Origin of the sequence: Streptomyces buecherae, assembly GCF_014295035.1 — a bacterium.
GTDB classification, from domain to species: domain Bacteria; phylum Actinomycetota; class Actinomycetes; order Streptomycetales; family Streptomycetaceae; genus Streptomyces; species Streptomyces youssoufiensis.
Genome location: NZ_CP060404.1, coordinates 8,020,165 through 8,047,070 on the forward strand (window position 1 = coordinate 8,020,165; position 26,906 = coordinate 8,047,070).

Sequence of the window (26,906 nt, forward strand, 5' to 3'; positions counted from 1 at the left end):
CCCCTGCCTGCCCGGTCTCGACGCGTGTTCGGGTGTCCCGCCGAGGCTCTGCACACCGTACGCACGCGACGCCGCCGCCGCCACGATTCCCGCCTCGACCAGCGGAAGACTAGTAATTTCCGCACTTCCCAGTCGATGGAAATGTCCTGTTAGGCCAGGAATCTGCGTGTGGCTCGGCTGGTGACGAATCCAGGCCAACCGCCGTACGGACGGGACGCGGAAGGCTGTGGGGCACCACGCGCGACGACGCGGGGTCATCGTCGGACTCGCCCGCCGACTGCCGGGGTCGCCGATCCGGCGAGCTTCTGGCGGCTCCCGGCGGACCGAGCTCACGGGCTCGACCCGGCGCCTGACGACCGCTGGGACCCGGCCGACTCCGGCGACGACCTGCCGCCCGGCCGGCCAGCGAGGCTGGCCTGACGTGGAGCGGGGACTACTACCAAGGTGGTAAGCCCCGCTCCCACCAAGGGCGCTTTCGGGTGGCGGTAGGGACCGACCCTGTCGCGGGCCGTTGCGGGAGACGTCCGCCTCGCATGGGCTGGGGGCGCACGCGGCGGGTGGCGTAGGGGCCCGCCGACCACCCCGCGCCCCGGGAGCCGCTCGTCGTGTCGACCCAGACCGGTCCAGAACAGCCGAGGCCGCCCGAGGCGCGCTCGCTGCCGCGGGCGCGGTCGCTGGCGGTCGCGCCGCAGCGGCTCGGCCTGTCGCTGACCGTGCTGTCGGTGGCGGCCTTCGTGGCCGGGCTCGACCTGTTCATCGTCAACGTGGCCTTCGACGCCATCAGTCAGGACTTCGGCGGTGCCGCGTTGGCGGACCTCTCCTGGGTGCTCAACGGATACGCGATCGTCTTCGCCGCCCTGTTGGTCCCCCTCGGCCGGCTGTCGGACCGCCTGGGTCGCAAGCGCGTCTTCGTGCTGGGCCTCGCGCTGTTCACCGCCGCGTCGGCCGCCTGTGCCCTGGCGGGCGGGCTGTGGACCCTGGTCGTCTGCCGGGTGCTCCAGGCCGTGGGCGCCGCCGCCCTGACCCCCGCCAGCCTCGGCCTGCTGCTGTCGGTCTTCCCGGCGGAGCGGCGGCAGGCGGCGGTGCGCGTCTGGTCGGCCAGCGCGGCGTTGGCCGCCGCTGCCGGTCCCGTCTTCGGGGGCCTGTTGGTCAGCGCGTCCTGGCGGTGGGTGTTCCTGGTCAACATTCCCGTTGGCGTGCTGGCCCTGCTGGTGGCCGTACGGGTGTTGCCCGAATCGCGCGAGGCCACCGCGCGCCACCTGCCCGACCTGGCCGGGACCTGCCTGCTGACCGGCTCGATCGGGCTGCTGGCCCTGGGCCTCGTCAAGGTCAACGACTGGTCCGCCGGCCTCACCTCGACGCTGGTGGTCGCCGCCGCCGCCGGCGGCGCGGCGTTCTGGCGGCGCTCGCTCCGCCATCCCGCGCCCGTCATCGAGCCGGCCCTGTTGCGCGTACGGGCCTTCGCCTGGTCGAACGTCACGGCGCTGGTCTTCACCGCGGCCTTCGCGGCCAACCTGCTGACCGCCATCCTGTGGATGCAGCAGGTCTGGGACTACTCGGCCCTGCGCACCGGGCTCGGCGTCGCGCCGGGCCCGCTGATGGTGCCCGTCGCGGCGCTCGTCGCCGGCAGGCTGGCGCCGCGGTTCACGCCCGGGGCGCTGACGGCGGTGGGCTGCCTCCTGTGCGCCGTCGGCGCCGCGACGCTGGCGCTCAGCATCGGGCGCACCCCGCACTACGCCACCGAACTGCTGCCCGGCTGGCTGATCGGCGGCGCGGGCGGGGGGCTCGCGCTTCCCACGATCCTGGCTTCGGCCACCGCGGACCTGCCCGAAGCCCGGTTCTCCACGGGCAGCGCGGTGGTCAACATGAGCCGGCAGATCGGCAGCGTGCTCGGCATCAGCCTGTTGATCGCGATCCTCGGCACCCCGCACACCTACGACGCGACGCACCGGGCCTTCGTCCACGCCTGGGTCGCCATCGGGGCGCTCATGCTGCTCGGTGCCGTGGCCGCCCTCGGCATGGCACCGCGTCCCACCGCCGCCGGGCGACTGCCCGCCGGGCCCGTCGAGGAGCGCCCAGCACATCCACTCCGAAGGGAAAACCCATGAGCACGACACGCATCGTCTTCGTCGACTGCCTGCCCGGCACCACGCTCGCCGAGCAGCTCTCCCTGGCCCGCTTCGGCGAGATCGGTCTCGACCGCTCACAGCCGGACACCTTCGAGCGCTACCTGCACGAGCTGGAGCCGGGCACCGAACTCGCCGTGGCGTACGTCGGCGGCAACGGCACCTCCATACCGTCGGCGGTACGCACGCTGCGCGGCAAGGCGGAGTTCACCAAGACCCGGGTGTTCGTCGTCGGCGAGGCCGCGGGCGGGCCCGTGCCCGGCTGGGCCGAGGCGTTGGACGTCGAGGACATCGTGGCCCCCTCCGCCCTGGAGGGGTTCGGGTTCACCGACACGGTCGAGATCGGCCTGCGGGCGTACAACTCGCTGGTCCTGGACCCGCTGTTCACCGACTTCTACCTCGACATGACGTGGAACAAGATCTTCGACTGGTTCGAGACCACCCGCTGGGACTGGCGCGAGCTCGACCTCGACCGGCTCGACCCGCGCCTGATGAGCCCGGAGGAGGTCGACTTCCTCACCGAGGCCGCCATCATCGAGTTCGGCACCCTGCCCGGCGCGCACAACTTCCTGCGCGAGTGGCAGGGCGAGACCAGCTTCTCGTCCTGGGCGCTGAGCTGGGGCGCGGAGGAGGCCAGGCACTCCCTGGTGCAGGCCCGCTGCCTGGACAAGCTGGGCATCAAGGTGCGCTCCAAGCACGCGCTGTACAAGCGCGAGCCGTACCCGATCGGCGACACCCGCACCGGCACCCTCATGATGAACATCATCTCCGAGGCCCGCGCGGCCGAGCTGTACCGGTGCCTCGCCGCCGAGACCAAGGAACCCGTGGTCCGCAACATCTGGAAGCTGCTCGGGCGGGACGAGTCGCGGCACGCCCGCGCCTTCTTCGTCTTCGCCCAGGAGCTGTGCGACGACAACCGCGCGAGCCAGATCGCCGCGCTCAAGATGGCGTACGTCTGGCTGGCCGACCGCAGCGAGGGGCTCAAGCACCCGGCCGGCCACTTCTACCCGCACTCCACCTCGGCCAAGGGCATCCGACGCATCGAGTCGGTCAAGCAGGAGGCCACCGACTCCGCCGACGGCAAGGTGCTGCAGATGTTGCGGCGCCTGGTCGAGGACGACTCGATCGAATCGTCGCGGGACATCAAGCGCAAGCTGCGCTCGCTCATCTGACCCCACCGGCCCACGCCGGCCCACCCCACAGGCCGGCGCACCCGCTGACCCGGGCCCCGGGCCGGCCGGGCACAGGCCGGGGCCACGCCCCGGGCCGGCCCGTACCACCCACCCTGACGAGGAGTGAGTCGCTTGCCGGAGTCAGCCTCCTTCGACCCACGGACCGACAACCCGTCCAACTGCTTCGGCTGTGCCCAGCACAACCCCATCGGCCTACGACTCCTCTTCGACGCCGACGGCGACGGCTTCAGCACCCGGTTCACGCTCGGCTCCGACTACGAGTCCTTCCCCGGCGTCATCCACGGCGGCATCGTCGCCACCATCCTGGACGAGACCCTGGCGCAGGCCGTCTACCGGGCCGGCTGGATCTCGGCGTTCACCACCGGCCTGCGCGTGCGCTACGGCAAGCCCATGGAGACCGGCGTCGAGTACACCGCACGCGCCGAGATCACCCGGCGCGACGAGCACGCCGTACGGGCCAGCGGCGAACTGCTGCACGGCCGGGACCTCGTCGCCGCGGCCGACGGCACCTTCCGCCTGCTCACCGAACAGGTCCTGACCGAACAGGGCCGGCACCTGCCGAGCCGGCTCGTCACCGCGCTACGTACCGCCAACCAACCAGCCAACCAGGGGGAATGAACCAGATGGACGTCCACGAGAAGGTCCTTGAGATCATCGCCCAGGAGATCGACGTGCCGGTCACCGACCTGTCGGGCGACCAGCACTTCCGGGCTCTGCCCAACGTCGACTCGATGCGAGTGCTCCAGGTCATCCTGAAGACGGAGAAAGCCTTCGACATCGAGATCGAGGACGACGTCACCTTCCGCATCCAGACCGTCGGCGAGTTCCAGAAGCTGGTCGCCGAGCTGTACCGGCAGCGAGCCGCCGCGTGAGCCTGGTCCGAGCGCTGGCCGAGGTGGCGGGCCGGGACACCGGGCACGGCATCCGACTCTTCCGAGGCGACACGGAAGCCGAGCACGTCACCTACGACCAGTTGTACGAGGAGGCGGGGCGGCTGGCCCAGGGGCTGCTGGAGCGCGGGGTGCGGCGGGGCGAGCGGGTGGCCATCGCCCTGCCCACCTCGGTCGACTTCGCCCGGGCCCTGTTCGGCGTGTGGGCCGCGGGCGCGGTGGCCGTCCCGCTGCCGCCGCCCGTACGGTTCGCGTCGCTGGACATCCACCTGCGCCGGATCGCCCTGGCCATGCGGCAGTCTCAGGTGCGCGTGGTGCTCTCCGACGCCACGCTGGGCCGACTGATCGGTCCCGAACTCGGCGGCCCGGGCGGCGAGTTCGAGGTGCTCGACGTGGCGCGTACCGCAGCCGCCACGGCCCACCACCTGGAGGTGTCCGACCAGGAGCCCGGGCTCGTCCAGTACACCTCCGGGACCAGCGCGCACCCCAAGGGCGTGGTGCTCAGCCACGCCAACCTGCTGGCCAACGTCACGGCCATCGGCAAGGCGCTCGGCGTCACCGAGGCAGAGGTGTCCTGTAGCTGGCTGCCCCTCTTCCACGACATGGGGCTGATCGGCATGCTGCTCACCCCCGCGCTGCACGGCGCGCAGACCCTGCTGCTGCCACCCGAGGACTTCCTGCGCGACCCCGGCCGCTGGCTGCGCCTGATCAGCCGCCACCGGGCGACCGCCGCCACCGCCCCCAACTCCGGCTACCTGTACGCGATGCGCAAGGTGCCCCCGTCCGAGGTGCGCGGGCTCGACCTGTCGTCCTGGCGGGTCGCCCTGAACGGGGCGGAGGCCATCGACCCGGACATGCTCCGCCGGTTCTCCGCGCACTTCGCCCCGGCCGGCTTCCGCCCCACGGCCTTCCTGCCGGTGTACGGCCTGGCCGAGGGCAGCCTCGCGGTCACCTTCCCGCCGCTGGGACGCCCGGTGCGCAGCCTGTGGGTACGCCGCGGGCCGCTCGCCGACGGAGTGGTGGAGCCGGTGCCCGAGCAGACCGCTGCGAACGCCGGTACCGGTGGGGTGGATGTGGGCGGCGTGGGCGCCGGCGGTGCCGCGACGGCCAGGGAACTGGTCTCGGTCGGGCATCCGGTGGCCGACACGGAGGTACGGCTCGTCGCCGGCCCGGGGGGCGAACCCGCCGGTGAGGGGCGGGTTGGTGAGGTCCAGATCCGGGGCGCCGCGGTGATGAGCACGTACGAGGCGGGCGAGGCCGCCAACCGCGGCGTGGTGCACGCGGACGGGTGGGTGTCCACCGGGGACCTCGGGCTGCGGCACGACGGCGAACTCTTCATCGTGGGCCGCACGAAGGAAGTGATCATCGTCTTCGGGCAGAACTACCACGCCAGCGACATCGAGTCGGTCGCCGGCCGGGTACCCGGGGTGGCGAACCACGCGGTTCTGGCCACGTCCCTCGCCACGCCCGACGGCGAGGGGCTTGCACTGGTGGCCGAGACCAAGGAGTCTGATCCGGCGGTACGGGCCGAACTCGTCAGCCAGCTCAGGCACGCCGTCTCCGACGCGGTCGGCATCTCGCCGCGGAAGGTCGTCCTGGCTCGCAGGGGCGCCCTGCCGCGTACCTCCAGCGGAAAGCTGCAACGACACGGCATCGGGGCCCTGTTGGATGCCGAGGAGCGGGCCGGCGAGTGACGCGGGCCCACGGACCGGAGGAAGAGATCATGACCGACGCGGCACAGTCACCGGAGCACCTCACGGCCACGGAGCGCGAGGAACTCCTGCGCCGCTCGTGGATGGCCACCGACGGACTCTGGTACTACCAGACCGCCACCCAGCGCGGCATCGACGGGGCCAACGAGGCGAACATCCAGGTGGTGCGCGAGTTCGGGCGCCAGGAGATGGTGCGGCTGATGCGCAGCCTCGGCGTCGAGAAGGTCGAGACCGTCGAGCAGTACCGCCGCCTGTTCCAGACGGCGGTGGAGCTCTATCTGGGCTCGCTGTTCGCGGCGCGGGAGTCGTACGCCGACGGCGTCCAACACCTGGAGGTGTCCACCTGCTTCGCGTACAAGGGGGTCAAGCGCGCCGGGATCGAGAAGGTCTACCACTGCGGCCCGGGCGAGCGCCTCACCGGCTGGTTGCAGGCCATGGACCTGCCCGCCGAGATCGACCCCGGCGTCGGCCTGTGCCAACTGGCCCACACCGGCGCGTGCAACTACCGGCTCACCGTCGCCCTCCCGCACGGGTCCTGAGCGTGGCGGCCGGAACCCGGTCCGCGGCGCGCGGCGCGGCTCGGCGCCCCGCGGACCACGGCGGCGCGGCGCGCCAGGCCCCGCGCCGCCCCGGCGACCGTGGGGGAGCGAGGCTTCTCCGCGCCGCCGGGCGGGCGCGGGGGTGGTTACGGGTAGGGCTCCAGGATCCCCGCCTCGTGGGCGCGGCGAATGGCGTCGACCCGCGAGGTGGCCCCCAACTTGCGGTAGATGTTGGTCAGGTGCCGCTTGACGGTCGTCTCGGCCAGGAACAGCGCCGCCGCGACCTCCGCGTTGCTGTGCGCCTGGGCGACGTGGCGCAGGATCTCCGTCTCCCGTGGGGACAGCGGCGAGGTGCCGCCGCCCGGCGAGTCGAACGCCTTGATCATGGCGCGCGAGATGGAGAGGTGGATGCGGTCCGGTGCGGTGATCACCGAGCGGATGGAGGCGAGCAACTCCCGGCTGGAGACGGACTTCAACAAGTAGGCGGCGGCACCGGCGTCGATCAGGCTCCTGAGGAGCGCCGGGTCGTCGCGCATCGTCAGCACGACGCAGTGGGTCTGCGGGCAGTGCCGGTGGATCTCCAGGACGGTGGTGCGAATGCCAGGGCCCGGCATCTGCACGTCCAGCAGCGCGATGTCCGGCCGGTGCTGCCGGGCCAGGGCCACGGCGGCCGGGCCGCTGTCCCCCTGGGCCACCACGTCGAGCCAGGGTTCCTGGGCGAGGAGGCCGGCCAGCAACTCCCGGAAGAGCGTGTGGTCGTCGACCACGATGGCCCTCGTCCGGTCGGTGGGGTCCGTGGATGCGGTCATCGGTCACCAGTTGACCAGGGGAATGGACACGCCGACGGTGGTGCCGCGCCCCACCGAGCTGTGCACCCGCGCCTTTCCGCCGAGCAGTTCGCTCCGTTCGCGGATGGAGGTGAGTCCGTCGTGCCGCGCCCGCGAGGCCGTCCGTACGTCGAATCCCCTGCCGTCGTCGGAGACCAGGGCCCGCACGAGCAATCCGGACACGCGCAGCGTGATCCGGATGTGGCGCGGGGCGGAATGTCGCAGCGCGTTTCTGATCGCCTCGCGCAGCATGTAGTACAACTCTTCCGCCACCGGTGCGGGCAGTCCGCCAATGTCTCCGGTCGCCGCGAAATCGACCCGCACGTCCTGCGGAATCGCGGATTCGAGAAATTGCTTGAGCGAGCGTTCCAAGTCCGTGTTCGTCATCGAATCGCGGAGCTCACCGGAGAGTTCGCTGATCACTTGCAGCGCCTCGCGGAGCGCCTGTTCGGTCGATTTGAGTCGGGTGCGGGCGAGTTCCGGATCGCGGGTCAGCGCCCCGTCGCACAGTTCGGTGCTGAGCAGCGCCACCAGGATCTCGTGCGAGACCCGGTCGTGCAGGTCCCGGGCGATGCGACGCCGCTCGTCGCGGTGCGAGCTGTGGATCTTCTCGCGCAGGAACGTGATGTACCCGACGCAGCCGAGCGCGATCTGCGTCATCACCGCGTCGTGCAGGTCCAGTGCCAGGTCGAGCACCGCGTCGGGCGTGGCCCCCTCGCCCAGCGTCTCGCGGATCAGCACGGGCAGCGTCAGCTCGTAGAAGAGGCCGGCGGCGCGTACGGTCTCGGTCGGGTGGATCTCGAGAGAGGCGCGTCTTCGGCTGAATTCGGCCGCACCCCGCAGCGATTCCTCGCTCGGCTGTGAACGGCGCCCGTTCCCGGTCGCGTCACCGCGACCGAGATCGTTCAGGAGTAGCTGGACCTGCCTGCTCAGCAATTCGCTGAGTGACGCCTCGCTGACCAGGGGGCTGCCGACGCTCCCCAGTCGTCGAAAGAATTGCTCCGCCACTTCGGCCCGGGCCGCCGGCGATAACTCGGCCCTCGTCTTCCAGTCCGCCGCGTTGGACACCATAGTCATTCCCCCGCCTTCGTAACCCTGCAGCGTACTCGTGGTGCCGTAGTCCCCGCGCTTTATGCGGCCCAGGCTACCGCCGCCGGGCCGAAACTCGACAGAGCGAGGAACTGCGTCCGATCTTGCGGGAGTTGGTACTCCGGCCGTAGATGGTGGTTCTTGTGGGTGAAGGGCGGCTTGGTGGCGGTGGTGACGGCGGCGGGCGCGAGCTGGGCCGAGCCTGGTGCCGGGCGTCGGGGGTGAGCCCGCGCGAAGCGGGCCCGCTATCCGCTGCGTCAGGCCCTCCCATGACTCCCGCCAACGGACGCGGCCTACGCTGTGACCTGCGGCCACCGCGTGCTCTCCAGCCCGCACACCGATGGTCAACGGTGGCCGCACCCGTTTTCACCGGCGCCCGCACCGCAGAACGTGCCAGGAGGACCCATGCGACACGGTGAAGTCTGGTGGGTCGAGTTCGACGAGCGACGGCCGGTCGTGCTGCTGCCGGGAGGTGAGGCGTCCGGGCTCCGGGCGATGCAGGTCGTCCCTCCGGCGGGCGTCGACATCAGCGGTCTGGGCGTGGAAGTGGCCGTGGGCGCCACGGAAGGACTGCCCTTCGAAGGCGTGTTGCGGTTCGCGTTCCCGCGCCCGGGCCTCACCCCGTGCACGTGGCTGACCACCGTGTCCCGCGACGACCTGGTCGAGCGGGTTGGTGTGCTCTCCCGCGCGAAGCTCGGCGAGATCGAGGACGCCCTCCGTGTTGCTGGACAGCCACGGGAGTGGACCGAGACGGCAGCCGCGAAGCTCAGCGAGATGAAGGACACCCTCCGCCTCGGTGGACCGGAGTGAACGGGCAGGGGGCGGACGCCACCGACGGTGTGGGCGATCTCGTCCAGGTGACCAGTGCTGGCCGTCTCCGCGGCGTCCCACACCGGGAGCGCGCGCACGCGCTCGCGCCAGGGCGCGGCCGTGGACCAGGGCCCGACGCCCGCCCGAAACCCCTCGGTCCGGGGGCGCTCGGAGCGTGAGTGCTCGGTTGCACAGCGCGCTGGCGGCTGCCTACCGTAAGAGCCGTCCGGTGCGTCCGCGCGGCACAAACGGCGGACGTGCGTGCGGAGTTGGCAGCGGTGGGGCGGGCAGCGTGGGACGTCGTGAGATTCCGTTGGACCCCGGTGCCGGCCCGGTGCAGGGGTTCGCGCACGCGCTGCGCGAGCTGCGGCGCGGGGCGGGGAACCCCACCTACCGGACCATGGCGCAGCGCGCCGGCTACTCGGTCACCGCCCTGTCGCAGGCCGCCGCGGGGGAGAAGCTGCCGTCGCTGGCGGTCACGCTCGCCTACGTACGGGCCTGTGCGGCGGACCCCGCCGAGTGGGAGGAGCGCTGGCGCCGGGTCGACCAGGCCGTGCCGCGCCCGGCGGAGCAGGGCGAGAGCGTCGCACCGTACCGGGGGCTCGCCCGCTTCGACGTGGCCGACGCCGACGTGTTCTTCGGCCGCGAGGCGCTCACCGAACGCCTGGCGAACCTCGTGCGCGAGCACCGCTTCATCGCCGTCTTCGGGCCGTCTGGCAGTGGCAAGTCGTCGCTGCTGCGGGCCGGCCTCGTACCCCGGCTGCGCGCGGGCGACGACGCACGGCGCCCGGTGGCCGCGATCCGTATCCTCACCCCCGGCGCCCACCCGCTGCGTACGCACGCCGCGCGCCTGGAGGCCGCCGAGGGCACGGGCGACACCTGGTTGCTGGTCGACCAGTTCGAGGAACTGTTCACGCTGTGCGAGGACCCGGCCGAGCGCTCCGCGTTCCTGGACCGCCTGTTGGCAGCGCGCGAGCCGCGACACCGGCTGGGCGTGGTGATCACCGTGCGGGCCGACTTCCTCGACCCGTGCACCGAGCACCCAGGGCTGACCGCCGCCATGCAGGACGCCACCGTACTGGTGGGGCCGATGAGCGACGCGGAGCTGCGGGAGGCGATCACCAGGCCCGCCCGCAGCCGGGGCCTGGTCGTCCAACGCTCCCTGACCGACCGCATCCTGGCCGAGGTCCAGGGCGAGCCGGGCGGCCTGCCGCTCATGTCGCACGCCCTCCTGGAGACCTGGCTCCGGCGCAAGGGCGCGACGCTCAACGAGGCCGCCTACGAGGTCGCTGGGGGACTGCGCGGCGCCATCGCGCGCACCGCGGAGGACGCCTACGGGCGCTTCACCCCGGCCCAGGCCGACCTGGCCCGGCAGATCCTGCTCCGCATGGTCACCCCGGGGCGGGGCACGGCGGCCACCCGCCGACCCATCGACTGGGGCGAACTCGACTTCGAGGCGGCCGAGAACGCCACCGCCGTGGTGGAACGGCTGGCCGCCGCCCGGCTGCTCGTCATCGACGGCGACACCGTCGAGCTGGCCCACGAGGCCCTGATCAGCTCCTGGCCCCGGCTGCGCCGCTGGGTGGAGGCCGAACGCGATCGGCTGCGCCTGCACCGCAGACTCACCGACGCGGCCCGCGCCTGGCACGACCTGGACCGCGACCCGGGCAGCCTGTACCGGGGCAGCCGGCTGGCCGCCGCCACCGAGGCGTTCCCGGCGGGCGGCCAGCGCGAACTCACCGCGCTGGAACAGTCCTTCCTCGCCGCTTCGGTGCGCCACCGCCGGCGCACCCTGCGGCTGCGCCGCTCGGCCATCGCCGGCCTCGCCGCCCTGGCCCTGGTGGCCACCGGCGCCGCGGTCGTCGCCGTCCAACAGCGCGGCACGGCACGCTCCGAGCGCGACACCGCCGTCTTCCACCAGATCACCGCCGAGGCCGACGCGCTGCGCGGCTCGCGGACCTCGCTGGCAGCCCAACTCGACGCGACCGCCTACCACCGGCGCGCGAGCGACGGGCTCTACACGCGCCTGGTCGCCGACGCGCACGGCCCGCTGTCCGCACCGCTCACGGGCCACCGGGGATTCATCCCGGCAGTGGCCTTCAGCGCCGACGGGCGGCTGCTGGCCAGCGCCAGCCGGGACCGTACGATCCGGCTCTGGGACGTCTCCGGCGGACGGCGCGGGCCCGTGGGACGGCCGCTGACCGCGCACGGCGACGAGGGGCCGCGCGCCCTGGCGTTCAGCCCCGCCCACGCGCTGCTGGCCAGCGCCGGGCACGACGGTTCCGTGCGACTGTGGGACGTCTCCGACCCGGCCCGCGCGGTCCCGGTGGGCCGGCCGCTCCGAGGGCACGAGGACGGCGTCATCACGCTCGCGTTCTCCCCCGACGGGCGGACCCTGGCCAGCGGCAGCGATGACAGCACCGTCCGGCGCTGGGACCTGAGCCGGCCGCAGCGGGTCCGCCCGCTCGGCAAGCCCCTGGTCGCCGACGGCGCCGACGGCGTGCGCTCCGTGGCCTTCAGCCCGGACGGGGCGACGCTGGCCACCGCCGGCTTCGACGAGACCGTACGCCTGTGGGACTTGACCGACCCCGCCCGGCCCACCCCGCGCGGCCGTCCGCTCACCGGGCACCAGGAGCCGGTGTGGGCGCTGGCGTTCAGCCCAGACGGGCGCACGCTGGCCAGCGCCGGCTACGACCGGAGTGTCCGGCTGTGGAACGTGACCGACCCGGCCCGCCCGCGACCGAGGGGCGAGCCGTTGACGGGCCACGACGACGCCGTCTGGTCCCTCGCCTTCAGCCCGGACGGCCACACCCTGGCCAGCGCCGGGCTCGATGACACCGTGCGGCTGTGGTACGTGAAGAACCCGGACTACCCGCGCGTGCTGGGCCGGCCGCTGACCGACCACACCGACGGCGTGTGGACGGTCGCCTTCGCCCCCGACGGCCGCACCCTGGCCAGCGCGGGCCGGGACCAGACCGTACGGCTGTGGCGCCTGCCCGACACGCTGCTGACCGGGCACACCCAACCCGTCAACACGGTCGCCTTCCACCCCCGGGGAGGGTTGCTGGCCAGCGCCGGCACGGGCGGCGACATCCGGCTGTGGGACACCTCCCGACCGGCCCGGCCGCGCAGGGGAGCCGACCTCGTCGGGCACGACGGCGCGGTGTCCTCCCTCGCCTTCAGCCCCGACGGCCGCTACCTGGCCAGCGCCGGCGAGGACGAGACGGTGCGGCTGTGGAACGTGGCCGACCCGGCCCACCCGCGACCGCTGGGTGAGCCGCTCGCCGACCACCACGCCCCCGTCACCGGCCTGGCCTTCCGGCCGGACGGCCGCCTGTTGGCCAGCGCCGGCGACGACGACGCCATCCGCCTGTGGAGCCTGGCCGACCCACGCCACCCGCGACGCACCGGGCGCTCGCTCACCGGCCACCGGGACATGCCGACCTCCGTGGCCTTCAGCCCCGACGGACACACCCTCGCCAGCGGCGCCGAGGACAACACCGCGCGGCTGTGGGACGTGGCCGAGCCGGGCCACCCCCGCCCGCTGGGCGAGCCCCTGGCCGACCACGACGGCTTCGTCACCGCCGTGGCGTTCAGCCCGGACGGCGCGACGCTCGCCACCGGCAGCGCCGACCGCAGGGTCCGCCTGTGGAACGTCACCGACCGCCGGCGGCCAACGCCGGCCGGAAAGCCCCTGACCGGGCACGAGGAAACCGTGCACGCCCTGGCCTTCCGGCCCGACGGGCGCCAACTGACCAGCGCCGCCAGCGACAACGCCGTACGGCTGTGGGACACCAGCCGACCGGCCGCCGCCCGCCCCGTGGGTGACGGGATCACCGGCCACAACGACTCCGTGACCTCCCTCGCCTACCACCCGAGCGGGACCGCCCTGGCCACCGGCAGCTACGACGCCACCACCCGCGTGTGGCTGCTCCCCGTCGCCCACGCGCTCGCCCGCACGTGCGCCGCCTCCGGCGCCACCCTCACCCGCGCCGCCTGGCGGCGCCACGTCCACCACCTGCCCTACGACCCACCCTGCCGCTGACCGGACGCCCCCGCGCCGGTCGCCGACAGCCCTGGGCGGATCAGGAACGGCCAGGGCGTCAGGGCGAGTCGGGGGAGTACGGGTAGACCCGCGCCCAGTCCACCTCGTAGACCGCGCCCTGGAGGTCGGAGCCGTAGAAGTTGTCGAGCTGGATCGTCTGGTGCATGGACGGGGCGCACTGGATGCACTCGCGGTCGGCGTTCGCGCCACCGGAGAAGCTGTACCACTGGACGCCGTCGACGAAGCCGCGCACGTGGTCGGGCGTCCACTCGATGGCGATGTTGTGCCACGCCGACAGGTCCACGCCGCACTTCCGCGCGAACTTCTGTTGCACCGGCACGTCCGGGTCGTGCGGGTAGTGGATGAACGCCTCCGCGCACTCCTCGCCCGGCGCGCCGTTCTCCAGGTAGTCGTACTCCCCGTCCTGCGGCCACCGCTCCGAGTCCGGCCACAGGATCAACAGTGGGTGGTACTGCCGGCCGTTGTTCTCGCCGACGCCCTCGGAGCGGACCCGCGCCTCCCAGCGGCCGTAGCGCTGCCCGTACCGCGAGGCGAGCCAGCCGCTGTCGCCGTTCGCCTCGCCGGTCTGGCGCAACACCCCGCCGTACACCCGAGTGTTCTTGTCGCACCGCCTGCCGTTGCCCGCGTGCCCGGGCCAACACCTGGCGACCCCGCCGCCCGCCGGCTTCCACTTGTCCGGGTCGGGCACGGCCGGCTTGCTGGCCGAGCCGTAGTCGAACTCGTCTGACCACCTGCGCAGCGGCGGGCCCCAGCCGTGGCGCTCCGCCGCCGTGCGGGCCGCCTCCGCGAGTGCCGGCCCGGCACCGGCGGTCGGCCCCTGCGCCGCGCCCTGGCCGCCCTCGGTCGGCGCGCACGCGGCGGCGTCCGCCACGGGCTCCACGTCGTACGCGCCGGGTATTCGGCCCGCCGCGCAGTGCGGCTGCGCCTCCCAGGGGGTGGCCGGCGCCGCGAGGCCGCGATCCGCCGGCACCGCCACCGCGAGCGCCGCCATCGAGGCGGCGGCCACCAACCCCCGGGCCGTGCCCGAACTGCCCTTCTTCCGCATGCTCAGATCCCCTCTCGGCGGTGCGCAGAACACCGCGCGCGACGCTGTGGACTGACGGGGCGGGCCTGTTCCCACCCCGCCTACCGGGCCCCTCCCAGGCGCCCCGGAGCCAGCGGCGTCGGGTGCCCTGCCCACCCCGGAAGTCGCCGGCCCGCCCAGGTCAGCGGCGCGCGGATTGTTCAGCAAGCCGCTCCGCGACCACTGAACAACGCGGGCTTGGCCAGCGTGCTCCGCCGGCGCTCCCGCCCCACAAATCGATCGACGCCCCCGGGTCCACTGGCTAGGGTCCCGCTGTGACTGACGCCCACCACGGCCTCGGGTGCCCCCACCCCGACGCCGCCCTCCGCCCTGCCACCGCGCCGGCCGACCCGCGCCCGAGGTGCTTCGAGGCGCGTCCCGTCGGCGCCCGCCACCAGGGCTCCGAGGTCGGCGGCAGCCGGCGTGCGGGTAGCGATGACTGACCGCGCGCTGGCCCCGGCCGAAGCCACCGACGAGGGCCTGTTCTCCCGGACGTACGCCACCGCCACCGCCAGCTTCGCCGCGGTGATGTTCCTGACCGGGCTGGCCGCGCTGGCCGTGGTCCCCACCCTGCCGACCGCGGCCCGGGCCCTGGACGGAGTGACCCTCTACCCCCTGGTCGCCGGGTGCTTCGTGGCCGCCAGCCTGCTCGGCGGCGTGCTGGGCGGGCACTGGGCCGACCGCGCCGGGGCGCACCGCCCGCTGGCCGTCGGCCTGGTGCTGGCCGTGGTCACCCTCCTCGTCTCCGGCGCCAGCACCACGATCTGGCAACTGGCCGCCGGACGCTTCCTGGACGGCGTGGCCGGCGGCATGGTCGCGGTGGCGATCAACACCGCCATCGGCCAGGCGTACCCCGAGTCCCTGCGCCCGCGCGCGCTCGCGCTGATGAGCGCCTGCTGGATCGTTCCGTCGCTGGTCGGCCCGCCGCTCGCCGGCCTGGTGACCGCATGGTGGTCCTGGCGCGCCGTGTTCTTCGGCCTCGCCGGCCTCACCCTGCTGCCCACGCTGGTCGTCATGGCGGCGCTGCGCGCCCACTCCCGCCCGCGCCCCGCCGAGCCGGCCGCCGACCAACCCGCGCGCCCCGCCCTGCTGGTCGCCCTGGGGGTGAGCGTGGGCGCGGCGCTCGCCCAGTACGGCGTCTCGGCCTGGGACCCGCGCCACCTGCTGTTCGCGGCGGGCGGGACCGCGCTCCTCGTCGTCTTCGCCCCCAGGCTGTTGCCGCCGGGCACCTGGCGCGCGGCGCGCGGCCTGCCGGCCACCGTGTTGCTGTGCGGCCTGGGCTCTGGCGTCTTCTTCACGCTGGAGGCGTTCGTTCCGCTGCTGCTGGTCACCGAACGCGACGCGCCCCCCGTGGTGATCGGCCTGGCCTTCACCGGAGCCGCCCTGGCCTGGGCCGCCTCCTCCTGGGTACAGGGCCACCTGCTCCCGCGCTGCCCCCGCCACCGGCTGGTGGTGGCCGGCGCGTTGGTGCAGATGGCGGCCGTGGTGATCGCCGCCGTGGGGACGCTCGCGTCGGTGCCCGCGTACACGGCGGCGGCGGCCATGCCTGTCGCGGCCGTCGGCATGGGCATGTACGCCCCGTCCCTCACCGTGCTCTCGCTCGCCCACAGCCCGCCCGACCGGCAGGGCTACGCCAGCAGCGCGATGCAGACCAACCAGAACCTGGGCCAGATCAGCGTCCTCGGCCTCACCGCCGCCCTGTTCAACGCCTGCCTGGGTGTCGGCTCCCCGGACCCGGCCGGGTACGCCGCCGCCTTCGCGCTGCTCCTCCTGCCGACCGCCCTGGCCGCCGCGCTGGCCGTACGCGCACGCCGCGCGTGAGCCGGCCGCACGCCACGCCACGGTTCCCACCCGCCGTGGCCCGGGTGCACGCCATGCCAAGGAACCGTGCACGCTGAGCCCATGACGGGCCGACCGCCCGCGCGGCACAGTGGACCGTGAACGGGGAGCGGGACACGTCGCCAGGGCACCACCTCCGGCTCGCCGTTCAGCAGGGGGCCGCACGGCCCGGAGCACGGGGGGAACCGCCTGGTCGCGTCGTCCGCAGACGCGACGCGACCAGGACGCCACGCCCGGCCAGCCCTCCGCGCCGGCGCCACCGGGACCGCGGACATGACGAGCGGCACGGCCCGCGCCACCGCTGCCTGGGGAAGCCGCAGCCTGGAGAGGCCACTGTCCGGCCGCGCCAAGCACGCCCGAGGGGGGTTGCGCGGACGGCGGCGGCTGCTCCACCCCACGGCGCCCTCGCCCCGCGCCCGCGGCCGACCCGCACGCGCCCGCACGGGCGACCCGGCGAGGGGCTACGTTCGGAGCATGGACCGGATGCGAAAGCTACTGAGGTCGGACGAGGTCGTGGCGCGGGTGCGGCGCGACATCGCCGACGGCGTCTACCAGCCCGGTGACGCCCTGCCGGAACCCGAGGCTCTGGCCAACGAGTTGGGCGTGCTCACCAAGGCGGTCGCCGCCGCCTACCAGCGGCTCGCCGAGGACGGGGTGCTCCTGGAGAACCTGCTCACGCCGGGGGTCGTGGTCGCCGATCCGGAGCTGGACCCCACGGTCCGCTCCCTGGTGCACGCCGTCGCCGGGATGCGGCGCCACCTGGAGCGTTTGGACGAGCGGCTCGACGACCTCACCGAGCGCGTGGACACCGTGGGCCGCAGCGTGCGCGAGTCCCGCCTGGAGGTGCGACGCGACCAGACCCGCCTGACCTGAGCGCCACCTGACCGACTTAAGTAGCCGACCCCCGCCGCCCGTTCATCCCTTGGTCGCCACCCCCTGGCCCGAGGGATGACGCGGGGGCGTACCCGTGCTTCCCACACTGGAGCGACGCCCGGCGCGTACGGGCGCGGACCGACCACGGGACGACACGGAGGAGGCGCGGTGCGCAGCGACGGGATCAGCCGGGCAAGGTTCCTGGCCCTGGCGGGGGCCGCCGGGGGCGCGGCGGCGGGGACGCTGTTGGGCGCGGGCCCAGCGGCAGCCACGGGACGGGGAGCGACACCGGCGTCGGGCGCGGGGCGCCCCACGGCCGGGGCGCGACGAGGAGGCGGGCTCACCCACCGGGGCGTGTGCTACGAGGTCGGCGAGGAGGCCGTCGACGCGGGGTGGACCCCGGCCAGGATGCGCGCGGACATCCGGGCCATCAAGGACGACCTGCACGCGAGCACCGTCTCCGTCTGGGGCGACGGCATCGACCACCTGGCGGCCACCTCGTCGGAGGCGGCTGAGCGCGGCCTGCACGTCTGGCTCCAACCCCGGCTGGCGGACCGCCCCGAACGAGAGATCCTGGACCACCTCGCGGAGGCCGGCCGACACGCCGAGCGGCTGCGCCGCGGCGGCGCCGAGGTCCACCTCAGCGTCGGCTGCGAGTTCGTCCTCTACGTGCCCGGCATCGTTCCGGGCGACAACGTGCTGGAGCGCGTCGAGAACCTGCTGAACGGGACGTACGACCCCTGGCAACTGGCCCGCCGGCTGCGCTCGTTCACCGCCCGCGCGGCAGCGGTGGGCAGGTCCGTCTTCCGGGGCGCGCTGACCTACGGCGCGGCGGCCGACGAGGAGGTGGACTGGAGCCTCTTCGACATCGTCAGTGTCAACTACTACGGACACCACGAGCGCCACGCCGACTACGTCCGCGAGTTGCGCACCTTCCAGCGCTGGGGGAAGCCGGTGGCGATCGCGGAGTGCGGCACCTGCACCTTCGTCGGCGCCCCCGACCACGGTGGCATGGGCTGGAACGTCGTCGACTACGACGTGCAGCCGCCGCGTATCAAGGGTGGCCTCGTGCGCAGCGAACGCACCCAGGCGGCCTACCTGAGCGAGGTGTTCGGCGTCTTCGAGTCGATGGACCTGTACGCGGCCATGGCGTACAGCTTCGTCAGCCCGGACTCGCCGCACGTCGCCGACCCGCTGTACGACCTCGACATGGCGAGCTACAGCATCGTCAAGACCATCAGGGCGCGGCCCGACGACCCCACGTCCGACTGGCACTGGGAGCCCAAGGAGTCCTTCCACACCCTGGCCCAACACTTCGGGCGCGCGCGGCGCGTGTGCTGAACCCGCCAGAACCTCCTCGCGCTCCACTTCTCACCCTCTCCCCGCCGCGCGTCCCCGCCCGTTCCCGCGCCCCGTCCCCGCTCGTCCCCGCGCGTTCGCCCCGTCCCCCGTCCGTTCGTCCCTCCCGCGTGCCTGGCCGCACCCTTCACGTGCCGGGCGCGCGCCGGCGCTCGGGCGGGGAGCGGGGCCGCGTCGTGCCGGCGACGGCCACGTCAGCGGGGTGTGCCGGATGGGTGTACGGACCCCCCTCGCATGGTGCGGCGGGTCGCGGGGCGCGCGGGGCGGGCTCCCGCATCACCCGTTCGGGTGCTACTGCGCTCGCGCCGTGCGCGGTAGATAAGCGCTAGATGCAGCATGTGCCTGCTCGCGGCGGTCGGACACCCGGGCAGGTGGCCGCTCTTGTTCCGCCTCCGCCCATCCCCGAGCGCACGGCCCGAGGGGCATCATGAGCTCACCGTCACCACTTCGCGTCCTACGCGGCACCGACCTGCTGGACCTCGCCTTCAGCTTCGTCGGCCTCGTGATCGAGAACCGGTTGGGACGCCGCTACCTGATCCGCGCCGACGCGGCCCGCGACGGCCTCCTCGTCGTCACCTTCGGCCCCCAGCACGTGCTGGAGGAGGTGTTCCAGGCAGAGAGCCCCACCCCACCGGCCGACCCACCCGTCGGCTCGCTGATCAGCGGGCGCAGCGTGCTGGTCTTCGAGGTGGGCCCCGACGACGCCGTCGAGTACGCCGAGGAGGGGCTGCTCGACGCCATGCGGACGCTGCCGCTGCGCGTCGTGGACGCGGCCCGCGAACCCGACTCCCCGGCCACCCTCCGTTTCACCGTCCCCGAACCGCTCACCCCGGGCGGTGACGGCGCCGACGCTGGTGCCGACCCCGCCCCGGACGCGGCGCTCCGGGCCACCGCGCTGGTGCGCCTGCTGCGCACCACCGCCGAACTCAGCGCCCGCTACGGCGCCGAGGCGACGCTCGCCGTGGCGACCGCCGCCGGCGCCGAGGTCGAGGCCGCCGCGCCCCAACCGGCCGCCGCCAGCGCGGCCGGGCGCGTACCGCAGGACCCGCTGGCCGACCCCGCCCGCCCGCACACCGGCATCGAACTGCCCTACCGACTGCTGCTCTCCCCCTCGCAGCGGGCGCGGTGGATTCACCGCGGGGCGATCGACCCGGAGCCGGGGGAGCGGGTCGAGCTGTGGCACACCCGGCTGACCCACCCGAGCGGGCGGCCCGCCGACCGGACCGTGCGCGCGGTGTGGAACCGGGACCGCGACCCCGATCCGGGCGCTCCCGAGACCTTCACCACCTCGATCAGCGGCCCGCAGCGCGGCGCCATCGTGGACCTGACCGCCAACGACGGCCTGACCACGCCCGAGGGACAGCCGTTCAAGCCGCTGCCGGTGGCGGTGGAGAACCTCATGCTGTCGGCCGTCGGCGGCTGGCTCGACAGCCTGGGCCAGTGGCAGGACCAGCGCCCCCAGGGCGTCACGCTCTCGGAGTGGCGACACCGCGCCACCATGGGCCGCGACCACTACGTGCGCCTGATGTTCTCCGGCTTCCTGTGCCCCTTCGGACACCGGGCTGACCTCATCCAGGTCACCGAGCGCACGTTCGACGACGCGCGCGCCGGCTACCTCCGCCAGCGCCGGTTCATCGTCGTACGCGAGCCGCTGCGCACCTACGACCCGAAACGCGACCTGCCGATCGGCGACCCGGCGACCGGCCCCCTGGCCAACGTGCGGTTCCCCTTCACCACCGTGCGCGTCGACACGCTGGTCACCCCCAACCTCACCAACGACATCCCCACCCCCGAGTCCTGCGACTTCTTCCCCACCACCCGCTCCGAGAGCCCCTTCCGGTTCAAGGTCACCGCCGTGGACCACGAGGGGCGGACCGTGGAGTTCCGTACGCCGCTGCTCTTCCTCACCGAGGACCGCGGCAGCCGGGACCAGCTCGCCGCCATCGTGGCCAGGTACAACGACCTGGGGCCGCTGCCGCCGGCCACGTCCGACGCCGCCTTCGAACCGGCCCCCGAGACCAAGGCCGACCTCCTCGGGCAGGCCGTGGCGCTCGCGCCCAGTGCCAAGCCGGACGACACCAGCCTGGACGTGGCCCACATGGTGTGGGGCGTGGCGGCCCCGCCCGGGCTCGCCAGCCCCTCGCCGCGGCAGGCCCAGTTCCTGCCACAGCTCCGCTGGGCCGCCGTCACCGTGCCCGCGGTCAGCCAGCTCAGCGGCAACGACCTGACCGTGCCGGTGACGTACGCCCAGCGCTACGCCCAGTCCGGCTTCCGCCAGGTCGACCAAGGGCTGCGCAAGGCCAACCTGGGCGAGGTCTTCCTCAACGTGCTGCCCGTGCTCGGCGCGCCGAACGTCCCGCTCACCATGAACTTCAGCGGGCGCAGTGACCGCTCCGGCGGGCTGGTCGCGCCCAGCTTCGACGTGGCCGGCCTCTCGCGCAAGACGGGGCCGGTCTCCGGGGTCGCCGCCGGCGGCGCGGACGCGCTGGAGACCATCGCCAACGGCGACTTCGAGCCGGCCGACTTCTTCCACGCGTCGGACGCCATCGGCGCCCTCGGCGCCAACCTGCTCGGCATCCTGCCACTGGCCGACCTGATCAAGGAAGCCGGGCTCGACCAGCCGCTCAAGGTACCCAACTTCTTCACCGAGACCATCAACGCCGTCACCGGCTTCCTCTCCGAACTGCGCCGCGTCCGCGACCTGATCCGCAACGAGGCCGAGCAGTACGCGGCGGCCGGCCGCCGCGTGGTGGAGACCGCCGAGGCGCTGGTCACGATCATCGGCGACTACCTCGCCCAGTCCCTGGCCGGCAGGCCGGGCCCCATCGAGCTGACCGACGTCGACAACGCCTTCGACGCCTTCGACGCCGCCCTCACCAACCTGCTGGGCACCCTGCCACCCGGCGCCGACCCGGGCGTGCGGGCCCTCCTGGAGCGGGTCCGGCAGACCGTCGCCACCTGGAACAACGGGGCCGGCCAGGTGCTGTCCCTGCGCCAGGCGCTGGAGAAGGCGGGGCGGGGCGCCAAGCTGCCCGAGACCCTCAACGCGCGCCTGGAGTGGAACCCGGAGATCAAACCCTTCCCCGCCGGCAACCCGGTCTTCGTCCCCCACGAGGACGACCAGGGCAGGACCACCGGGCGCTTCTCGCTCATCGTCGACCTGCGCGGGTCGCTGCGCTCCGACCTGACGGCCGGCGCCGACATCACCTGCAGCCTGGAGGAGTTCGACCTCGTCCTCATCCCCGACTTCAAGGCCATGCGGCTGGACTTCGAGCGCATCCGCTTCACCGCGCGGGCGGGCAAGAAGCTCGACGTCGACGTCGCCTTCCGCCGCGTGAAGTTCACCGGCCCGCTGTCCTTCGTGGAGACGCTGCGGCAGCTCATCCCCATCGACGGCTTCAGCGACCCGCCCGGCATCCAGGTCACCAGCAGCGGCATCGTCGCCTCGTACGCGCTGCCGCTGCCCAACCTCGCGGTCGGCGTGTTCAGCCTGGAGAACCTGCGCCTCGGCGCCTACCTCGACCTGCCGTTCGTCGGCAAGTCGCTGGAGGTCGGGTTCTCCTTCTGCACCCGACAGGCCCCCTTCCGGCTGACCGTCTCCATGCTGGGCGGCGGCGGGTTCTTCGGCATCGTGCTCACCCCCAAGCGGGTCGCCGTCCTGGAAGCGGCCCTGGAGTTCGGCGCCGCGGTCTCCATGAACTTCGGCGTGGCCAGCGGCAGCCTCTCGGTGATGGCCGGCATCTACTTCCGGCTGGAGCTCGACACCGGAGAGGCCCGGCTCAGCGGCTACTTCCGGGCCCGCGGCGAGGTCGACGTGCTCGGCATCGTGTCCGCCTCCATCGAGCTGTACCTCGAACTGACCTGGCAACCCGGCCGCGTGTCGGGCCGGGCCAGGATCTCGATCAGCATCCATATCGGCTTCTGGTCGCAGTCGGTCACCATCGAGTGCGAGAAGACCTTCGTGGGCGGTGGCGGCGACAGCCTGGCCGCGCTCGGCGGTACGGCGACGGACGCGGTACGGCCACCCACCTTCGCCGAGATGATGAGCCCCTACCCCGACCCGGTCACCGGCGTCCAGCGCGTGCCCGTCGACGAGTACTGCACCGCCTTCGCGGAAGTGAGCTGACCCATGCCCGAGTCGATCCGGTGGACCGTCCTGCCCGACGGGCTCACCACCGATGCCCAGCTCCGCCTGACGGTGCTGGTCACCCCCCGCCTGACCGGCGGGACCACACTGGGTGCCTTCACCCACTTCGTCGACTGGCCCCAGACCCTGGCCCGTTACGCCGACGCCCTCCGGGTGGAGTTCCGGGCGGCGCCGGGCGGGGCGAGCGCCACGGCCCCCACCGCCCCGCAGCCCGACCGCTACTCGCCGCCCGACAGCACCCTGTGGCGCGAGCTGTTCCCCACCGACACCAGGGTCACCGTGCCCACGGCCGCGCTCCTCGCGGCCGACGCCGAGCCGATCACCCTCCGGTCCTTCCCGAGCCGGGCCGTACACGCCCAGGTCACGACGTTGTACGAGAACGCCGCGACCGCCACCGCCGTCCGCCGGGCCTTCCCCGACCCGGGCGGCGAGGGCGTGGCGACCCCCGGCGGCGCGCCGAGGGTGCCGCCGCAGCCGCCGCCCAGTTGGGACCACCCCCACACGGACGACCTGACGACGCCGCTGACCGAGCCCGTCCGCGACCTCGCCCGCTCCGTCGGGGCCTCCTACCAGCGGCTCGACCGACTCATCGGGCGCGCCCCGACGGAGGGCCCGGGCGAACCGGCCGCCGAGGCCGCCGCCAACCCGTACCGGCCCCGCTACATCGACCGCTCGCACCCCGACTACGCGCCCTTCCAGGCCGAACTCGGCCTCGCCGAGGCGTACCGCTTCTACGACCGGCGCCCCGCGCCTCCCGAGCCCGGCGCCGAACCCGACCCGCCGCCGCCCCCACCACAGGAGCCGGACCTCGACTTCCACGCTGCCTGCGCGCTCCTCGCCGACTACCCCGAACTGCTGCGACGCTTCGGCCTCGCCCTCGACCTGCTGGTCACCCCGCCGCCCGGGCTCGCCGACCAGTGGCAGGCCCGCGTCACCTTCGCCCCACCGCACGAGGGGCTGAACGCGGACGAGAGCCTGCGCCCGTGGACCCGGCTGCGCTACGTGGCGGGGCAGCGGTGCGAGGCGTACGCGGACGACGCCGGCCCGTACGGGCACCGCATGCTCGGCCTCGGCGACAGCCGCGTGCACGTCACCGACCTCGACGTGGACGGCGCGGCGATGAAGTTCGTCGAGTTCTCCCGGATCTTCGACCAACTCTTCGCCGACCCGTTGGAGCCCGCCGGCGCGATCGCGCCCGAGGCCACCGCGCCCCCCGCGCTGCACGGCGCGGGCCTGACCGTGCTCGTCGAGGGGCGGGACGCGGACCTCGCCGACCAACTGGAGGCCGACGCGCGCCACGTGGCCGGCGTCGACCAGAACGGCACCCCCGCCCCCACGGCCGTCCTGGACGCGGCGCACCTGGTCCGCGGCTACCGGGTGGACGTCGGCGTCGTGGACGACGCGACGGGCCAGGTGGCCCGCTGGTACCCGCTGTGCGCCCGCACCGGCAGCTACGCCATCCGACGGCCGGGCAAGCCCCCGGTCGCCATCCAGGCCGAACCCGACGAGGGGCACGTCAAGGCCAGCACGCTCACCCAGGACCGGACCGACGACCGCCACCACTACGTCCATCAGGCGCTGTTCGGCTGGCACGGCTGGAGCCTGGCCGCACCGCCGCCCGGCCGCACCATCGGCGAGGACAACCTGCCCCAGGTGCCCGAGCCCGACCTCTCCCCGGACTTCCCGCTCGACACCAGTTTCCGGCCGCGCCCCGGCAGCCTGCCCGCACTGCGCTACGGGCGCACCTACCGCCTGCGCGCCCGCCTCGTCGACCTCGCGGGCAACGGGCCCGGCCTCGACGCCGACACCCCGCCGAGCACCGTCACCCAGGCGCTGACCTACGGCCGGTGGGAGCCGGTGCCGCCGCCGGCGATCGTCCCCCGCTGGCCCTTCCTGGAGGGCGAGTCGGAGCCCCGGCTGGTGATCCGCAGCACGGTATCCGACGACGGAACGCCCCTGCCCGCCGACATGTGGGCCATCCAGCGCAACGCCGAAGTCCCCGACCACGAGGCCGAGACACCGGTGGACACGCTCGACCGGCGCTACCGCCCCTTCGACGAGCGACACGTCAGCCCGCCCAAGACCGCGCTCCAGATGGCCGAGCACCACGGCGTGTACGACGCGGCGTTCGGGCCCACCAGGCCCCCGGCGCAGCGGCGGCAGTTCTTCGCCGCGGCCTCTCGCGAGGCCGGCAGCTACCTGGACACCCGGGTCAGCCTCGCCGAGGACCCGGACCGCGTCGTCGACCTCAAGGCCGTCGGCGCCATCCACGTCGCCAAGCACAGCCCGCGCGACCCGGTGCCGCTCACCCCGCTACCGGTGGCCCGCGGCGCGGGCCTCGCGCCCGGCGAGTACGTCGTCCACGACGGCCGCGGGCTGCTCCTGCCGTACCTGCCCGACGTGCTCGCGCGCGGCGTCTCCTTCCGCGGGCTGCCCGGCGGCAAGCCCACCGAGACGTACGCCTTCCCCGGCCCGTGGCCGCAGGCCAGGCCGCTGCGGCTGAAGATCGAGGAGGGCAGCGGCCCACCCGTCTGGCGCGGGCTTCTCGACCGGGAGCTGACCGTCTTCCTGCCCAAGGCCACGTTCGCAACCGTCCGCATGAGCTGCCACGTGCACCGCGACGACCTGACCACCTTCCACCAGTGGCGGCTGCTGACCGGCTCGCCGCGGTGGAACGACCCGACGACCGGACTGCCGCCGGACAAGCGGGAGGAGTTGACGGTCGCCGCCGCCGACGGGGAGAACTGGTTGATCACCCCGTGGGTCGAACTCACCCTGGTGCACGCCGTGGAGAAGCCGCTGGAGCGGCCGGTCATCGGTGACCTCACCTTCCGCCGCAGGGCCGAGGAGACCTTCGCCGACCTGGGCGGCAGCGTACGCAACCACGCCGCGAGCACCGGCCGCGTCGACGTGGACGCGACCTGGCAGGAGTGGATCGACGACGTCACCCAGGACGCGCCGGAGCGCGTCACGGCGCACGCCCACGTCGGGGACGTCACGGTGGGCCCGGCGCAGGACGTCCGCTCGCTGTCCGGCGTGCGCCACGAGTTCCGCGACACCCGGCACCGCGACGTCACCTACACGCCGACCGCCACCACCCGGTTCCGCGAGTACTTCCACCCGGACATCACCCGGCGCACCGATCTCATCACCCGGCGCGGCCCGGACAACCCGGGCCCCTCCGGTCAGGGGTGGTCCGTGCCCAGCACCCGCCGGCCGGAGCCGCCGGAGCTGAGCCACCTGGTGCCCACCTTCACCTGGGAGCGCGAGGTGGACCACGCGCGGCACCGGGTGACGCGCACCCGCCACCGCGCCGGGGTGCGGGCCTATCTCAAGCGCCCCTGGTACTCGTCGGGCGACGACGAGATGCTGGCCGTCGTCCTCGACCCGGGCGCCACCCCGGGCCCCGACCTGCCCGACCACCTGGTGACCCGCTACGCCACCGACCCGCTGTGGTCGGACGCCACCACCTCACCCCTCCTCACGCCCGCCAACTTCCCCAACGCCACGGCCACCGCGACCCATCGGGCGCTGGCCGAGCTGGTCGACGGGCAGCAGGTGACGGCCGCCGTCGCGGCGTTCACACCGGAGTACGACGAGAGCCTGCGGCTGTGGTACTGCGACATCGACGTCACGCTGGGCGAACTGGCCGACGCCACCGCGTACTTCCCGTACCTGCGACTGGCCCTGGCGCGCTACCAGCCGCACTCCGTCGACCCGCTGCACCTGTCCAAGGTGACCACGGCGGAGTTCACCCAACTGGTGCCACGGCGCACGGCCACCGGGACCATGACCCCCGACGGCAGGATCCAACTGGAGCTGACCGGCCCGGTCGCGGCCAACTCGCTCGGCGAACGCGCCGGGGCGGGACTGCCCGGCATCGCGACCAGCCGGCGCGTGCGGGCCACCTTCCAGCGACGCGAGGTGACCGCCGGCGACCTGGCCTGGACCGACGTCGGGTCACCGGTGGAACTCGGCTGCGCGGCGCGCGGCGCGGGCTTCGTCTGGACCGGGCTGCTCACGCCCCCGTCCCCGCCCCTGACGCCGGTGACGGTGCACCGGCTGCGGATCGAGGAGCACGAGACGTACCTGACCGACGCGGCGACCGCCACCGACACGGTCACCGTGGGCGGCGGACCACTCCCGGTGGGCCGCCGGCTGGTCCACGCCGACCACTTCGCCCTCACGCGCACGCTGCTGGGCAAGCTCGTGCTCCAGGAGTGACGCGCCCGCGCGGGGTCACCCACCCGGGCTCACCCGAATGGCCCTGCGCCCAGGGGCGGGAGCGGCTCCCGCGACACAGGTGGGTGAAGCGGGTCGGCACGCGCTCGGGAGGGGGGCGGTGCACGGGCCGCGCGCCGCGGAGTGTTAAC

Annotated in this window: 16 protein-coding genes; 13 read left to right on the top strand and 3 right to left on the bottom strand. The window is 73.8% G+C overall.

Annotated elements, in window-relative coordinates; genetic code table 11:
* The first annotated feature begins 605 nt into the window (after positions 1-605).
* The 6 genes from H7H31_RS31845 to H7H31_RS31870 all read left to right on the top strand — a co-directional run bounded on the left by H7H31_RS31845 (position 606) and on the right by H7H31_RS31870 (position 6,460).
* A complete protein-coding gene (locus H7H31_RS31845) occupies positions 606-2,108 on the top strand; it encodes an MFS transporter (RefSeq protein ID WP_197995980.1) in 1,503 nt (500 codons plus the stop codon).
* On the top strand, positions 2,105-3,298 hold the full coding sequence (locus tag H7H31_RS31850; RefSeq protein ID WP_187063433.1) for a ferritin-like domain-containing protein: 1,194 nt from the start codon (positions 2,105-2,107) through the stop codon (positions 3,296-3,298). Before H7H31_RS31845 ends, H7H31_RS31850 begins: the two co-directional genes overlap by 4 nt.
* 132 nt (positions 3,299-3,430) lie before the next feature.
* A complete protein-coding gene (locus H7H31_RS31855; RefSeq protein WP_187063434.1) occupies positions 3,431-3,937 on the top strand; it encodes a PaaI family thioesterase in 507 nt (168 codons plus the stop codon).
* Positions 3,934-4,191, top strand: coding sequence for an acyl carrier protein (locus tag H7H31_RS31860; protein ID WP_187063435.1), 258 nt, complete (start codon positions 3,934-3,936; stop codon positions 4,189-4,191). The genes H7H31_RS31855 and H7H31_RS31860 overlap by 4 nt, the downstream gene beginning before the upstream one ends.
* Positions 4,188-5,903, top strand: a complete 1,716-nt coding sequence (locus tag H7H31_RS31865) for a fatty acyl-AMP ligase (RefSeq protein ID WP_187063436.1) — start codon at positions 4,188-4,190, stop codon at positions 5,901-5,903. The genes H7H31_RS31860 and H7H31_RS31865 overlap by 4 nt, the downstream gene beginning before the upstream one ends.
* Before the next feature lie 29 nt (positions 5,904-5,932).
* Positions 5,933-6,460 carry a DUF6125 family protein gene (locus H7H31_RS31870; protein ID WP_187063437.1) on the top strand — a complete coding sequence of 176 codons (528 nt, stop codon included), beginning with the start codon at positions 5,933-5,935 and terminating at the stop codon, positions 6,458-6,460.
* A gap of 146 nt (positions 6,461-6,606) precedes the next feature.
* Here the strand turns inward: H7H31_RS31870 and H7H31_RS31875 are convergent, their stop codons facing one another.
* Both H7H31_RS31875 and H7H31_RS31880 read right to left on the bottom strand, forming a co-directional pair.
* Complete coding sequence (locus H7H31_RS31875) at positions 6,607-7,269, bottom strand: response regulator transcription factor (RefSeq protein ID WP_187063438.1); 663 nt, start codon at positions 7,267-7,269, stop codon at positions 6,607-6,609.
* A 3-nt stretch (positions 7,270-7,272) separates the two neighbouring features.
* Positions 7,273-8,358: a sensor histidine kinase gene (locus H7H31_RS31880; RefSeq protein WP_187063439.1), complete on the bottom strand. Its 1,086-nt coding sequence runs from the start codon at positions 8,356-8,358 to the stop codon at positions 7,273-7,275.
* A gap of 423 nt (positions 8,359-8,781) precedes the next feature.
* Here H7H31_RS31880 and H7H31_RS31885 point away from each other — a divergent pair, with 423 nt between their 5' ends.
* On the top strand, positions 8,782-9,186 hold the full coding sequence (locus H7H31_RS31885) for a type II toxin-antitoxin system PemK/MazF family toxin (RefSeq protein WP_187063440.1): 405 nt from the start codon (positions 8,782-8,784) through the stop codon (positions 9,184-9,186).
* Between the two features lie 292 nt (positions 9,187-9,478).
* Positions 9,479-13,231, top strand: coding sequence for an nSTAND1 domain-containing NTPase (locus tag H7H31_RS31890; protein ID WP_187063441.1), 3,753 nt, complete (start codon positions 9,479-9,481; stop codon positions 13,229-13,231).
* Between the two features lie 58 nt (positions 13,232-13,289).
* Here the strand turns inward: H7H31_RS31890 and H7H31_RS31895 are convergent, their stop codons facing one another.
* Entirely contained in the window at positions 13,290-14,297 is a 1,008-nt protein-coding gene (locus tag H7H31_RS31895) for a glycoside hydrolase family 16 protein (protein ID WP_187063442.1), read from the bottom strand.
* 453 nt (positions 14,298-14,750) lie between these two features.
* On the opposite strand from H7H31_RS31895, the gene H7H31_RS31900 reads away from it, so the two are divergent.
* From H7H31_RS31900 to H7H31_RS31920, 5 genes are all read left to right on the top strand, one after another.
* Positions 14,751-16,136, top strand: coding sequence for an MFS transporter (locus tag H7H31_RS31900; RefSeq protein WP_187060043.1), 1,386 nt, complete (start codon positions 14,751-14,753; stop codon positions 16,134-16,136).
* Positions 16,137-16,637: 501 nt separating this feature from the next.
* Positions 16,638-17,027, top strand: a complete 390-nt coding sequence (locus tag H7H31_RS31905; RefSeq protein ID WP_187060044.1) for a GntR family transcriptional regulator — start codon at positions 16,638-16,640, stop codon at positions 17,025-17,027.
* A gap of 354 nt (positions 17,028-17,381) precedes the next feature.
* The gene (locus H7H31_RS31910; RefSeq protein WP_232110183.1) at positions 17,382-18,368 is read left to right on the top strand and encodes an abortive phage infection protein; all 987 of its coding nucleotides are present in this window, start codon (positions 17,382-17,384) and stop codon (positions 18,366-18,368) included.
* Positions 18,369-18,813: 445 nt separating this feature from the next.
* Positions 18,814-22,512, top strand: coding sequence for a hypothetical protein (locus H7H31_RS31915; protein ID WP_187064637.1), 3,699 nt, complete (start codon positions 18,814-18,816; stop codon positions 22,510-22,512).
* 3 nt (positions 22,513-22,515) lie between these two features.
* Positions 22,516-26,757 carry a hypothetical protein gene (locus H7H31_RS31920; RefSeq protein WP_187064638.1) on the top strand — a complete coding sequence of 1,414 codons (4,242 nt, stop codon included), beginning with the start codon at positions 22,516-22,518 and terminating at the stop codon, positions 26,755-26,757.
* Positions 26,758-26,906 lie beyond the last annotated feature (149 nt).